12 protein-coding genes are annotated in these 13,156 nt (G+C 74.1%); 4 read left to right on the top strand and 8 right to left on the bottom strand.

Features of this window, described 5'->3' with window-relative positions:
* Positions 1 to 47 precede the first annotated feature (47 nt).
* Positions 48 to 1,637, bottom strand: coding sequence for an MFS transporter (locus K7862_RS13030; RefSeq protein WP_222962690.1), 1,590 nt, complete (start codon positions 1,635 to 1,637; stop codon positions 48 to 50).
* Positions 1,638 to 1,976: 339 nt separating this feature from the next.
* Here K7862_RS13030 and K7862_RS13025 point away from each other — a divergent pair, with 339 nt between their 5' ends.
* Entirely contained in the window at positions 1,977 to 2,993 is a 1,017-nt protein-coding gene (locus K7862_RS13025; RefSeq protein ID WP_308011961.1) for a phosphatase PAP2 family protein, read from the top strand.
* Positions 2,994 to 3,087: 94 nt separating this feature from the next.
* On the opposite strand, the gene K7862_RS13020 is transcribed toward K7862_RS13025, so the two are convergent.
* From K7862_RS13020 to K7862_RS38130, 3 genes are all read right to left on the bottom strand, one after another.
* The gene (locus tag K7862_RS13020; protein ID WP_222962689.1) at positions 3,088 to 3,306 is read right to left on the bottom strand and encodes a proteinase inhibitor I78; all 219 of its coding nucleotides are present in this window, start codon (positions 3,304 to 3,306) and stop codon (positions 3,088 to 3,090) included.
* A gap of 278 nt (positions 3,307 to 3,584) precedes the next feature.
* Positions 3,585 to 4,859, bottom strand: coding sequence for a glycosyltransferase family 4 protein (locus K7862_RS13015; protein WP_222962688.1), 1,275 nt, complete (start codon positions 4,857 to 4,859; stop codon positions 3,585 to 3,587).
* A gap of 124 nt (positions 4,860 to 4,983) precedes the next feature.
* A complete protein-coding gene (locus K7862_RS38130; RefSeq protein WP_272493227.1) occupies positions 4,984 to 6,123 on the bottom strand; it encodes a LysM peptidoglycan-binding domain-containing protein in 1,140 nt (379 codons plus the stop codon).
* A gap of 226 nt (positions 6,124 to 6,349) precedes the next feature.
* Here K7862_RS38130 and K7862_RS13005 point away from each other — a divergent pair, with 226 nt between their 5' ends.
* Both K7862_RS13005 and K7862_RS13000 read left to right on the top strand, forming a co-directional pair.
* Positions 6,350 to 7,177, top strand: a complete 828-nt coding sequence (locus tag K7862_RS13005; RefSeq protein ID WP_222962687.1) for a DUF8842 C-terminal domain-containing protein — start codon at positions 6,350 to 6,352, stop codon at positions 7,175 to 7,177.
* A gap of 229 nt (positions 7,178 to 7,406) precedes the next feature.
* The gene (locus K7862_RS13000) at positions 7,407 to 7,652 is read left to right on the top strand and encodes a hypothetical protein (protein ID WP_222962686.1); all 246 of its coding nucleotides are present in this window, start codon (positions 7,407 to 7,409) and stop codon (positions 7,650 to 7,652) included.
* A gap of 93 nt (positions 7,653 to 7,745) precedes the next feature.
* Here K7862_RS13000 and der read toward each other — a convergent pair whose 3' ends face one another.
* From der to K7862_RS12980, 4 genes are all read right to left on the bottom strand, one after another.
* On the bottom strand, positions 7,746 to 9,203 hold the full coding sequence (der, locus tag K7862_RS12995; protein WP_222962685.1) for a ribosome biogenesis GTPase Der: 1,458 nt from the start codon (positions 9,201 to 9,203) through the stop codon (positions 7,746 to 7,748).
* Between the two features lie 63 nt (positions 9,204 to 9,266).
* On the bottom strand, positions 9,267 to 9,851 hold the full coding sequence (locus K7862_RS12990) for a lysophospholipid acyltransferase family protein (RefSeq protein WP_222962763.1): 585 nt from the start codon (positions 9,849 to 9,851) through the stop codon (positions 9,267 to 9,269).
* A 176-nt stretch (positions 9,852 to 10,027) separates the two neighbouring features.
* Positions 10,028 to 10,714, bottom strand: a complete 687-nt coding sequence (cmk, locus tag K7862_RS12985; RefSeq protein ID WP_308011960.1) for a (d)CMP kinase — start codon at positions 10,712 to 10,714, stop codon at positions 10,028 to 10,030.
* Positions 10,715 to 10,962: 248 nt separating this feature from the next.
* The gene (locus K7862_RS12980) at positions 10,963 to 12,048 is read right to left on the bottom strand and encodes a prephenate dehydrogenase (protein ID WP_222962684.1); all 1,086 of its coding nucleotides are present in this window, start codon (positions 12,046 to 12,048) and stop codon (positions 10,963 to 10,965) included.
* A gap of 331 nt (positions 12,049 to 12,379) precedes the next feature.
* Here K7862_RS12980 and K7862_RS12975 point away from each other — a divergent pair, with 331 nt between their 5' ends.
* Positions 12,380 to 13,156, top strand: coding sequence for a nucleotidyltransferase domain-containing protein (locus K7862_RS12975; RefSeq protein ID WP_222962683.1), 777 nt, complete (start codon positions 12,380 to 12,382; stop codon positions 13,154 to 13,156).

Genomic DNA, 13,156 nt, shown 5'->3' with positions numbered 1-13,156 from the left:
AGGAAAACTAGCGGTGGTAGTCGACGGCTCGGGGCCGACGTTACGGCTCAGTCCCCCGCGCGTCCAGAGCGGCCGGCGGGCGCGGCCTCCCGCAGCGCCGGGCGGGGCAGTGCGGCCGGGGCCGCCGTCTCCTGCGTATCCTCGCACGGCACGCACACCATGACCCGCGGCAGGCGCAGCGCGGCGCACGCGCCGGCGAGCAGCAGCGCGGCGCTGACCACCAGCGTGAGGTGGAGTCCGGAGACGAACGACTGCCGGGCCGCGTGCCGGAGCGCCGCGCCCGGTGCGCCGCCTATCCGGTCCGCGACGGTGTACGCCTCGCCCAGGGACCGGTCGGCCGCCGCGCGGTCGGCGCTGCCGACACCGGCGGCCGAGGGGGTGTAGGCGGCGTTCATCACACTGCCGAGCAGGGCGATCCCCATGCCGGCGCCGAGTTGGTACGAGGTCTCGCCGATGGCCGCGGCGCTGCCGGCCCGCCGCGCGGGGGCCTCGTTGAGCATGGACTCGTAGGCCCCGAACAGGGTGGTCTCCAGGCCGAAGCCCAGCAGCACGAAGGCGGTGGTGAGCAGCCCTGGCCGGTCCCGCTGGCCCATGGCGGTCAGCGACAGCACCGCCAGTGCGGTCAGCACGAACCCGGCGGAGACCATGCGCCGCGGCCCGTAGCGGCGCAGCAGCCGGGATCCGGCGAGACCGGCGGCCATGGCCGCGAAGGTCAGGGGCAGCAGCCGCAGCCCGGTCTGGAACGGACTGAGCCCCAGAACCAGTTGCAGGTACTGGACGGCGATGAGTTCCAGGCCGACCAGCGCAAGCATGGCCACCACGATGCAGGCCACCGAGGTGGAGAAGGCCGCGTTGGCGAACATCCGCACGTCCAGCAGCGGATGCGGACGGCGGCGCTGGCGCCGGACGAACCACACCAGCAGCGCGGCCCCGGCCAGCAGCGGCAGCCACACCATGGCGTCCAGCGCCCCGGCTCCGCCGCCGAGCCGCTTGACGCCGAACACGCAGCCGAAGACGCCGAGGGCCGCGGCCAGCGCGCCGGTGACGTCCCACGGGCCGTCGGCGCCGCCGCGCGACTCGGGCAGGAGCACCCGGGCGACGACGAGCATCACGGCCATCAGCGGGATGTTGACGAGGAAGACCGAGCCCCACCAGAAGTGCTCGACGAGGAAGCCGCCGAGGACGGGCCCGACCGCGGCGCCGACCGCCGCGACCGCGCTCCAGATGCCGATCGCCGTCGCCCGCTCGCGCCGGTCGGGGAAGACCTGACGCAGGATCGAGAGCGTGGCGGGCATGATCATCGCACCGCCGGCGCCGAGCAGCGCCCGTGCGCCGATCAGCACCTGGGGGTCGGGCGCGAACGCCGCGAGCCCTGAGGCGGCGGCGAACAGGCCGTAGCCCATGAGCAGCACCCGGCGGCGGCCGATCCGGTCGCCGAGGGTTCCGAAGAGGATCAGCAGCGAGGCGGCGACCAGCGGATAGGCGTCCACGATCCACAGCAACTGCTGCGCTCCTGGCCGCAGGTCCTCGGTGAGGGCGGGCACCGCCACGTGCAGCACGGTCGCGTCGAGCGCGACGATCAGCAGGCTGACACAGAGGACCAGCAGGATGGTCCACCGGTTGACCTGCCGCGTCATAGGCCCTACCTCCGCGCTCGATGAGACGCCAGAGTACGTGAGTCCCGCGGGGCCGTCCGTGGCCCGGCTCACGCTCGACGGCCCCGCCGGCGGGCGCCCCAGGGCCTCCCCCGCGGGCATACCGGGCGGGAAACCCCACAGAAAGGAGAGGGAAATAAGCGATAAATAAGAAGACGACAGTGTGAGTATCAACACCCGAACATAAACTCCAAGGGTGGTTCGCATTCCCGCCAATCGGCCGAACCCAAAGGGGTGGTGAGACGCACTCCACATCACATCGTCATTACAAAGCCGCCGATTCTGCCGTTCCATGCCGTCACACGCTGTAACGTCGATTGAGTGCGTACCGATGAGAGGCTCCACCGCGTGGAGGAGCGCCCTGCCGTGAGCGGACTGCCGCGGATGAGCCGAACACGCGTATGGCTGTTCTGGCTCACCGTCGCCGTGTACGTCGCGATCGTCGTGGGCGTTCTCACCACCTCCAAACTGGTGACGCTCGACTGGCAGGTCATGCTCTGGCGGCCATACAAGCAATGGCCGCAAATCCACGCATTCCTGGACTATTTCGTGGTTCTCGGCCAGCGGGGCCCGACCGCGGTGATGGTGCTCGCGTGGCTGGGCTGGCGCTCCTGGCGCCACCGCACCCTGCACCCGCTGCTCGTCCTCGGCAGTTCCCTGCTGCTCCTCAACATCACCGTGGGGGCCGTGAAGTACGGCCTCGGCCGGCTCGGTCCGCACTACGCGACGACCGTCGGCTCCGCAGAGATGTTCGCCGGCGGCGATATATTTCCGTCGGGCCACACCGCCAACGCCGTCGTGACCTGGGGTGTTCTGGCCTATCTGGCCAGGACCGAGCGGGCGCGGCGGATCGGCTCCGTCATCAGCGCGCTGCTCGCGCTCGGCGTCGGCGCCACCACCGTGTACCTCGGCACGCACTGGGTCAGCGACGTTCTGCTGGGCTGGGCCGCCGGGTTGCTGATCCTGCTCGCCCTGCCCTGGTTCGAACCGGCGATGGCCCGCGCCGAGGAAGCGATCAGTGCCGGGTGGGAACGCATGCGCCACCGTTCGCGGGTGCCGCAGGTCGTGCCGGCCCTCCAGCCGGCCGTGACCACCGCGCGTACCGCACAGGAGGGCGAGCCGAGCCGGCAGACCGTCGGCGCGGGCACCCGCGGCGCCCCGGCCGCGCCCTCCGGTTCCACGTCCGCACCGCATGTGCCGGGCCGTCCGCCGATCGGCCGCCACGACCGCACCCCGCTCACCCCGGGAGGCAGCCGCCGCCCACCCGGTGACCGCCCGGTCCGCCCGGCGCCGCCGCTGGTGCACCAGCAGGTGCGCGGGCGCGGCGTCGCCGGCTGAGCCCCGCGAGCGCGCACGAACCCGACGAGCCCCGGACCGACCGCGGTCCGGGGCTCCTTCGCGCTCCGGGGCTCCTTCGCGCTCCGGTCCCGGCTCAGCCGAGCCAGCAGCGCCGCACCCGGCCGTCGGCCACCGTGAAGTTGAGGCGGCCCACGACGTACTCCATCGTCACCACGGCGTCCGGCGGCAGGCTGCGCACCGTGGTCCAGCCGCGCTCCCTCGCGCGGCGTTCCGCTTCGTCCTGTTCGAGACCCGGATATGCGTCCAGGTCGTCGGACGGATTGTTCCCTGGAAAGCTCGCTCGCTCCGACATACCGCCACCGTAAGCGCGTTCGGCCCGCGGTGCGCGCGAATACTCACCGGTCACCTAATTCCGGATGCACACAAGTCCCGCACAGCTTCATCGCATATTCGCCGTGAGCGCGGGTAGAAGGGCGCGACGCATCACGAGGGACGGTCCGGGGTGCGGACCGAACCGACATACGTGCCGACGCAGGGCAACCGGCCAAGGCCGCACGGGGCTGCGGGCGGGTCCACACCGGGCCGACGCCCCGGCCGGCAGGAGCAGGACGAACGGCCCCGGACCCGTGCCTACGCCCGGCCCGCCATCCGCCGGCCCTTGCGGGCCGCGGCCCCCGCCGCGTCCGCGGCGGACAGCGCGGCGCCCACCGTGCGGGCCGCACCGGCCCGCAGCCCCGCGCGGGCCCGGTGGGCCGGCTTGGCCCGCCCGTCCAGCAACTCCTGGAACAGCCGGAGGTGCCGGTCGGCGATGCGGGCCGGGTCGTAGGCCTCCGACGACGCGTGGGCGGCGCGGCCCATGGCCCGGCGCCGCTCGTCGTCCTCGACGAGGGAGAGCAGCGCGGCGGCGATGGCGTCGACGTCCCGGGGCGGCACCAGCAGCCCGTTGACCCCGTCGCGCACGATCTCCCGCGGTCCCAGCGGGCAGTCCGTGGCGACGACCGGCAGCCCGACCCGCATGGCCTCCACGATCGTCATGCCGAAGGACTCGGTGGTGGAGGTGACCGCGAGCATCGAAGCCTTGGCGAACTGCGGCTCCAGCGGGGTGGCCGCTCCCATCAGTGCGACGTTCTTGCCAACGCCCAGTTCGGCGATGAGCGCGGCCAGGCTGTCCCGCTTCTCACCGCTGCCGTAGAGCCGCAGGCTCCAGTCGGGCCGGGCCGCGCAGACCACGGCGAAGGCCCGGATGAGGTCGTCGTACCGCTTGGCCTCGGCGAGCCGGCCGGCCGCGACGACCACGGGCGCCGTGCAGTCGGCCGGCGGGCCCGCGTACGGCGGCACGCTGTTGGGCACGGCGGTCACCCGCACGCCGGGCATCCGGCGGCGGTAGACGGCCGCGTCCGCCTCGGTGGTCGTGGTGACCGCGTCCAGGCCCGGATAGGCGCGGCGCAGCGCCAGCACCAGGCGCGTGGAGTGGGTGTCGAGGGTGAGGTGCTCCTGGGCGACGCGGACCAGGCGCCGGGGGGCCTGCTGGGCCAGGTGGATGTTGAGTCCGGGCCGGGTGCCCACCACCACGTCCGTGTCGAGGTCCGCCAGGGCCTTGCCGATGAGGTCGTCGGTCAGCGCGCTGTACATCGCGTGGCGGCGGTCGGAGGACGGGAAGATCGCGGACGGGCGGGAGCGCCGCGGGTCGTCCAGGACGCTGTGCTCGCTGTCGCGCCGCAGATCGGCCAGGCCGCGCAGCCGCACCCGCGGGTCGTACGTGAAGTACGGCCGGTCCCGGTCCTGGATGACCGAGACGACCTGCACGTCGTGGCCGTCGGCGGCGAGCTGTCCGGCGAGGTTGCAGGTGGTGCGGATCGTGCCGCCGAGGCCGTAGGCGTTGTTGATGAGGAATGCGATGCGCATGTGGTGTCCCGACCCCCGCCCTGGTGCCCGCACGCGCCCGCGGAACCGCGGCGCCGGGGGCCGGCGGGGTGTCCGCCGACCCTAGCAACACCGCGGTTCCGCGGGCGTGCCGACCCCGTGGGAGTCAGGGCAGGGTGAGTACGGTCCCGACGGCGAGGCGGTCGGGATCGGCGCCCACGGCCGCCTGGTTGCACCGGTAGAGCCGCGACCACCCGCCGGGCAGGTGGTAGGCCGACGCGATGCTCGACAGGGTCTCACCGCGCGCGACGGTGTGCCGGGCGCCTCCCTGCGCGTGGACCCGGCCCTTGTGGCCGGCCCGGTGGGAGCACACCGGCCAGGCGTTCCAGCCCTGGTTGCGCAGCACCTTCTGGGCCACGGTGATCTGCTCGACGCGGCTGGCGAGGTCGGCGCGGCGGGCGTACCGGCCGCCGCCGTACGACTTCCATGTGGGCTGGTAGAACTGCAGGCCGCCGTAGAAGCCGTTGCCGCTGTTGATGTGCCAGTTGCCGCTGCTCTCGCACTGCGCGATGTCGTCCCAGACCGATCCGGGCGCGGTGGCGGCCGGACTGGCCGCGACCGCCGGGCTGACGGCGGCGGGCGGTCCTACGGCCACAGCCTGCGCGGAGCCCCTCCCCGCCCTGCGGGCCGCGGACTTCCCGGACTTCCCGCTCCGGGACTTCCCGGCACGGGCCTTCCTCGCGCCGGACTTCGCACCGGATTTCGCGCCGGACCTCATCGGCCCGGCCTTCCCGGCGCCGGAGGACTTAGGGCCGCCCTCCTTCCCGCCCGCCTGCGGAGCGCCGCCCTGCTGGGCGCCCGCCTCCTGCGCACCGCCCTGATGGAGGCCGCCCTGGTGGAGGCGGCCCTGAGGGAAGCCGCCCTGGTGAGCTGCGGCGGGGCCGGTGCCGGCCTGCGCACCCGTGGTCGTGGTTCCGGACGGCGCGCTGCCCGCCTGCGGAATTCCTGCCTGCGCGCTGCCCGTCCGCAGGGATCCGGACAGCGTGCCGCCGGGCGCCATGGCGCCCGGGTGACTGGTGCCGGGTGTGGCCGGGCCCGCCAGAAGCGGCCCGGCCTGGGCGGATCGCGCGGGCGGCGCGGCGGCTTGGCGTTCAGGAGGCGCCGCGCTCGCCGTCTCCGTGACCAACGGCCACAGGGCGGTCGCGCCCAGGGCGGCCAGGGCGGTGGCGGCGCGGACGCCGCCCAGGGCGGCGCCACTGGCCCGCCGTGACGAACGAATCTCACGATATTTCGACAGTTCGATCATCGGGCCACGCTAAGCACACCCCCACCCCGTTTCCCGGCCGACACGTCACCGCGCCGCGCGCGCCCCACCCGGGTGGCCCACACCCCGCGGCGGGCAATCCGGACCGCCGCAAACCGTGACTCCCGGCACAGACCGGCCGTTGTCACAGTGCGCCGGGACATGCCCGGCGCCCGGACCCACCGGGCCCCCATCGCGACCGCAGCACCGCACTTCCAAGGAGACTCCCGTGGCGCCCATGCTCGACGTGAGTGACGAGGTACGAGCCGAGATCGGCGACGAGGAGACCACGCGGCTCCTCACCGGTGAGAACGCGCCGGGCACCTACGACTGCACCTCGTGCCGCACTCCCGGTGACACCGGGCAGGAGCGGACCAGCACCGTGCTCTTCGTGGGCGACGAGACCGCGGTCCTGGCGTTCGCGCACGCGACCTGCATCCCCTCCCAGGTCGTCCCGGTCTCCGAGGAGCAGCTCCAGGGCGCCGTCCGCAGCATCTCCGGCGCGGGCGACGTGGCCGCGGCGAACAGCGCGCCGGCCGCCGCGCCGCCGGTCCCGGCCGACCGCGGCACCGCGTCCGCGCCCCGGCAGGCGGTGCTGGGGATCACCTGCGGCCTGATCGTGGTCGAGGAGCAGCTGCGGCCCGCGCTGGTGGTGGAGCCGACCGGTCCGGTGGCCCGGGTCGGCGCCGTCGGCGGCGGGGACGACTTCCTGCCGCTGCTGATCGAACAGGGCTTCATGCCGCAGCTGGACCTGGAGGTGGCGCCCTCCGCGCTGCCGGGCTGGTCGGTGCTGCTGGCGATGGGCAAGCTGCACGCGGTGCTGCAGCCGGGGGCGGGCAGCGGCCCGGCGACCGCCTGGTGGCAGGCGCACCAGCCGCTCCAGGTCAGCGACGGCTGGCGGGCCGCGGTCAACCGCAGCAACGAGGTCTACGTGTACGCGGGCCCGGCCGGTTCGGTCGGCCGTCAGCCGCGCGAGGACCTGATGCGTGAGGCGCTCGCGAAGGCGTGCGCGCGGGGGCAGTTGGTGGCCGCGACGATGCCGCTCGCGGGCACCTGACCGGCGAGGACACCATGAGCCGCCGGCGGCCGTCCGGCGATCGGCAGCACCGAGGGGCGCGCACGGATGACCGTGCGCGCCCCTCGGTGCGCCGGCGCAGGTTTGACGAAGTCAAAGATCGGCAATTCAGCCGTGCGGCCCGCATCCCGCGGCACGTCCCGTCGTTGGCGTTAACGTGCACACCTTTGACGCCTCTCCCCGGTCCCCGTTCCAGCGCTCGATCCCGGCCATGCGCACGTCGCAGGACGTCGCGGGAGGCAGTGGCACACCGATCTACGACGCGCTCTACTCCGAGTACCGCCGGCTGTTCCGTACCCTCCCGGGCGACCGCAGCGGGGAGGAGCAGTTGCAGTTCCGCGGCTTCGCGGCCTGGCACGCGCAGTACCCGCCGCTGGGCGCGGGCGGCCGGCACCGCGGCGCGGGACCGGCCGCGCTGCCGCCGGGCCGCAACGACACGGGCAACCGGCCGGCGTAGCGCCCGCCGTCCACACCCCGCGGCCGGCCCGTGGACGGCCGGCCGCACTTCTGACCGGCTGCCCGTCCGGCCCGGCCGACCCCTCCAATTCCGCTACTTCTTGCGGCCGCGCTTCTCCCGCACGCGCACGGACACCTGGATCGGCGTGCCCTCGAAGCCGAACTCCTCGCGCAGCCGGCGCTCGATGAACCGCCGGTAGCCGGCCTCCAGGAAGCCGGAGGCGAACAGCACGAACCGGGGCGGCTTGGTGCCCGCCTGGGTGCCGAAGAGGATGCGGGGCTGCTTGCCGCCGCGGATCGGGTGCGGGTGGGCGGCGACCAGCTCGCCGAGGAAGGCGTTCAGCCGCCCGGTGGGCACCCGGGTCTCCCAGCCGGCGAGTGCGGCCTCGACGGCCGGCACCAGCTTCTCCATGTGCCGCCCGGTCCGGGCCGAGACGTTCACCCGCGGCGCCCACTGCACCTGGACGAGGTCGCGCTCGATCTCGCGCTCCAGGTAGTAGCGGCGCTCCTCGTCGAGCAGGTCCCACTTGTTGTAGGCGATGACGACGGCGCGGCCGGCCTCGACCGCCATCGAGATGATCCGGGTGTCCTGCTCGGCCAGCGTCTCGCTGGCGTCGATCAGGATCACCGCGACCTCGGCCTTCTCCAGCGCGGCAGCGGTGCGCAGCGACGCGTAGTAGTCCGCGCCCTCGGTGAGGTGGACGCGGCGGCGGATGCCCGCGGTGTCGATGAACTTCCAGGTGATGCCGCCGAGTTCGATCAGCTCGTCGACCGGGTCGCGGGTGGTGCCGGCCATCTCGTTGACGACGACCCGGTCCTCGTTGGCGACCTTGTTCAGCAGCGACGACTTGCCGACATTCGGCCGGCCGATGAGGGCGATGCGGCGGGGGCCGCCGACGGTGTTGCCGAAGGTCAGCTCGGGCGCCTCGGGCAGCGCCTCCATGATGGCGTCCAGCAGGTCGCCGGTGCCGCGGCCGTGCAGCGAGGAGACCGGGAAGGGCTCGCCGAGGCCCAGGTTCCACAGCGCGGCCGCGTCGGCCTCGCCGGACGGGCCGTCGACCTTGTTGGCCGCCAGCACCACCGGCTTGCCGGCCCGGCGCAGCAGCTTCACGACGGCCTCGTCGGTGTCGGTGGCGCCGACGGTGGAGTCCACCACGAACACCACCGCGTCGGCGGCCTCGATCGCGAACTCGGCCTGTGCGGCGACCGAGGCGTCGATGCCCAGGACGTCCTGCTCCCAGCCGCCGGTGTCGACGATCTTGAACCGCCGGCCGTTCCAGTTCGCCTCGTACGACACGCGGTCGCGGGTGACGCCGGGGCGGTCCTCGACGACCGCCTCACGGCGGCCGATGATCCGGTTCACCAGAGTCGACTTGCCGACATTGGGGCGGCCGACGACCGCCAGCACCGGCAGCGGGCCGTGGCCCGCCGCGGCGAGGTCGTCGGCGACATCCTCGAGGTCGAAGCCCTCCTCGGCGGCGAGCTCCATGAACTCGGCGTATTCGGCGTCGCCGAGCGCGCCGATGTCGCCGTGCTCGTCATGCTGGTCCATGAGGTCTCTCCGTCGATCGACAAGTCGGTGGTGCCGCCGCGCCCGGGCGGCGGCAGCGGTGGTTCAGCGGCCGGTGGCCCGCCGGGCCTCGGCCAGGTGGTCGGTCAGCCGTTCCTGGATCTGCCGGGTGGCGGCGTCCAGGGCGCTGCGGGTGCGGCGTCCGCTGCCGTCGCCCGCGGTGAACGGCTCACCGAAGACGATGTCCACCCGTCCGCGCAGCGGCGGCAGCGGGCGCACGATCCGGCCCTTGCGGGCACTGCCGAGCACCGCGGCCGGGACGACGGGAGCGCCGGAGCGCAGCGCGAAGTAGGCCAGGCCCGCGCGCAGTTCGGCGAAGTCGCCGCCGCTGCGGGTGCCCTCGGGGAAGATGCCGAGCACGCCGCCGCGCTCCAGCACGCCGAGCGCGGCCGTTATGGCGGTCCGGTCGGCGTTGTCCCGGTCGATGGCGATCTGGCCGATCGACCGCAGGAACGGGTCGAGCGGTCCGGCGAACACCTGCTTCTTCACCAGGAAGTGCACGGGACGCGGGGTGGTGCCCACGAGCAGCGGGCCGTCGACGTAGTGGCTGTGGTTGCCGGCCAGGATGACCGGGCCCTGCGCCGGGACGTGCCACGCGCCGAGCACCCGTGTCCGCCACAGCCCGCCCATCAGGGGGACCGCCAGCCGGCGCGCGAACGCGGCGCCGCGCGGGCCCGGGGCCACGTCGGCGTGCTGGGCGGGCACCGCCGCGCGGGCGGAGCGGGACCGCCGGGGGTCGTGCGGGGGCCCGGCGTCGGGCGTCCGCCCGGCCTGCCCGGCCGTCGGCGAGTGCTGGGAGCGGAAGGTCACGAGCCGGTCCGCTTCTCCTCGACCAGCGTCACGATGCACTCGATGACCTGCGTGAGGGTGAGCTCCGTGGTGTCCACCTCGACCGCGTCCGCGGCCTTGGCCAGCGGGGAGGTCGTGCGGCTGGAGTCGGCGGTGTCGCGCCGGATGAGGTCGGCGCGGGTGGCGGCGACGGTGACCGCGCCGTTCAGCTCACCGCTGCGGCGGGCGGCGCGGGCCTCGGCGGAGGCGGTGAGGAAGATCTTGACGGTGGCGTCGGGCAGGACGGTGGTGCCGATGTCGCGGCCCTCGACGACTATGCCCTCGGGCGCTCCGGAGACCGCGGCGCGCTGCAGCTCCACCATGCGCGTGCGCACCTCGGGGACCGCGCTGACGGCGCTGACCGCGGCGGTGACCTCCTGGGTGCGGATCGGGGCGCCGGCGTCGATGCCGTCCACGGTGATCGCCGGGGCGAGCGGGTCGGTGCCGGAGACGATGGAGGGCTTGCCCGCCTGGTCCGCGACGGCGACGGGGTCGTTGACGTCGACGCCGTTGCTCAGCATCCACCAGGTGATCGCGCGGTACTGCGCACCCGTGTCCAGGTAGCGCAGGCCCAGCTTCTCGGCGACCGCCCGGGACGTGCTGGACTTGCCCGTGCCGGAGGGGCCGTCGATGGCGACGATCACCGGGTTGACCGTATTGACCACAGCGGAGGGACCTTCCTCGTACACGGGGGGATGCGCGGGCGGCCCGGGGACACCCACGGCCGTCCCCCAAGGTTACCGGCCCCCGCGTCCTCCCTACGCCGCCCCGCAGCTCGCGGGGCCGGCGCGAAGGCCGGGCGGGGTCGTCGCGACGGTCCGTGCGGGCTCGGTGCGGGCCGGCGCGGGGGCGGCGGACGGTTCGCTGCGGGGTGCGCGGGCTCCGGAAAGGCCGCAGGACCGCCGGCGCGCGCCTACTGCCGCAGGGACCAGCCGCGCTCGCGCAGCGCCGCCGTGAGGGTGGGCGCGCTGCGCGGCTCGACCATGAGGTTCACCAGACCCGCCTGCTGTCCGGTGGAGTGCTCGATGCGGACGTCCTCGATGTTGACCCCGGCCCGGCCGGCGTCGGCGAAGAGCCGGGCCAGCTCGCCGGGCTGGTCGCCGATGAGCACCGCCACGATCTCGTAGGCCTTGGGGGCGGCGCCGTGCTTGCCGGGGACCTTCGCGCGGCCCGCGTTGCCGCGGCGCAGGATGTCCTCGATGCCGGCCGCGCCGCCGGCCCGCTTGCCGTCGTCGGCGGACTGCAGGGCGCGCAGCGCGGTGACGGTCTCGGCGAGGTCGGTGGCCAGATCGGCCAGCACGTCGGCGACCGGGCCGGGGTTGGCGGTGAGGATGTCCATCCACATCGCGGGTTCCGAGCCGGCGATCCTGGTGACGTCGAGGATGCCCTGCCCGCACAGCCGCACGGCGCTGTCCTCGGCGTGCTCCAGGCGGGCGGCGACCATGCTGGAGACGAGCTGGGGGGTGTGCGAGACCAGGGCGACCGCGCGGTCGTGGGCGTCGGCGTCCATGACGACGGGCACCGCGCGGCACAGCGCGACCAGTTCCAGCGCCAGGTTGAGCACCTCGGTGTCGGTGGCGGCGGTCGGGGTGAGCACCCACGGCCGCCCCTCGAACAGGTCGGCGGTGGCGGCGAGCGGGCCCGAGCGTTCGCGCCCGGCCATGGGGTGGGTGCCGATGTAGCGGCCGAGCTCGCAGCCGAGCGCCTCCAGGTCGCGGCGCGGACCGCCCTTGACGCTGGCCACGTCGAGGTAGCCGCGGCCGAGGCCGCGGCGCAGCGCGTCGGCGAGGGTGGTGGCGACGTGGGCCGGGGGCACGGCGACGACCACCAGGTCGACGGGCTCGTCCGGCACGCCGGCGGTGCCCGCGCCGAGGGCCGCGGCGGTCCTGGCCGCGGACTCGTCGAGGTCGGCGAGGTGCACCTCGACGCCGCGTTCGGTGAGGGCGAGGGCGGCGGAGGTCCCCATCAGGCCGGTTCCGATGACGAGGGCGGTCCTCACCGCAGGACGTCCTTGCCGGGTCGCTCCACGTCCACGTCACTCGCTCCTTCGGGCGGGCCTGTTCTGTGCCGGTACCAGGCTAGTCATCCCCCGGGGCCACGCGGACCCGCGGCCCGCAGGGCGAGACGCGCTGCTCGGGGGCGCCTGCGCCCAGGTGCGCCGCGGGGGTCGCTGACGCGGCCACGCTTGAACGGCGACCCTCGGCGGCTCCGGCACCACGCTCATGCGACGGCCACATCGTGACGATCGTCACTCCCGGAATGCTCCCGATCACCGTGCGAAGCGTGAAAACCCCGGCGGCGGGAGGGGAGAGATGACGATAATCGCCCTCATGCGTGAATCCGAGGCGGCCGAGGCCCATGAGGCGCACGAGCCGGACGCGGGGCACGCCCTGGTCCGGAACCACACGGTCTACTCGTGCGTGATGGGCTCGCGCGCCTTCGGGCTGGCCACCGAGGGCAGTGACACCGACGTGCGCGGGGTGTTCGTCGCGCCGACCCCGCTGTACTGGCGGTTCGACAAGCCGCCGACCCATGTCACCGGGCCGCGCGAGGAGCAGTTCTCGTGGGAGATCGAGCGGTTCTGCTCGCTGGCGCTGCGGTCGAACCCCAACCTGCTGGAGTGCCTGCACTCGCCGCTGGTCGAGCACGTCGATGCGGTCGGCCGTGAACTACTGGCACTGCGGGACGCGTTCCTGTCTCGGCAGGCCGACGCGTCGTTCCGCGGCTACGCCTCCCAGCAGCTGCGGAAGCTGGAGGCGGACATCCGCGCCCAGGGCCGGCCGCGCTGGAAGCACGCCATGCATCTGCTGCGGCTGCTGATCAGTTGCCGCGACCTGCTGCGCACCGGACGGCTGACGATCGACGTCGGCGAGCACCGGGAGGCGCTGCTGGCGGTCAAGCGGGGTGAGCGCACCTGGGACGAGGTGCGGTCCTGGATGCGCCGGCTGGAGGAGGAGAGCGACGCGGTCGCCGCCTCGACGCCGCTGCCCGAGGAGCCCGACCGCGCCCGCGTGCAGGACTTCCTCATCCGCGTGCGCGGCCTCACCGCCGCGCCCTCCCCGCACCCCGTTCCGCTGCGGTTCCCCGCTCCCGCCTCCCGTCCCTGA

The sequence above is a fragment of the Actinacidiphila acidipaludis genome (assembly GCF_019890725.1).
Classification (GTDB): domain Bacteria; phylum Actinomycetota; class Actinomycetes; order Streptomycetales; family Streptomycetaceae; genus Actinacidiphila; species Actinacidiphila acidipaludis.
Note: the sequence above shows the minus strand (reverse complement) of the source record. Positions and strands in the feature narration are given on the sequence as shown.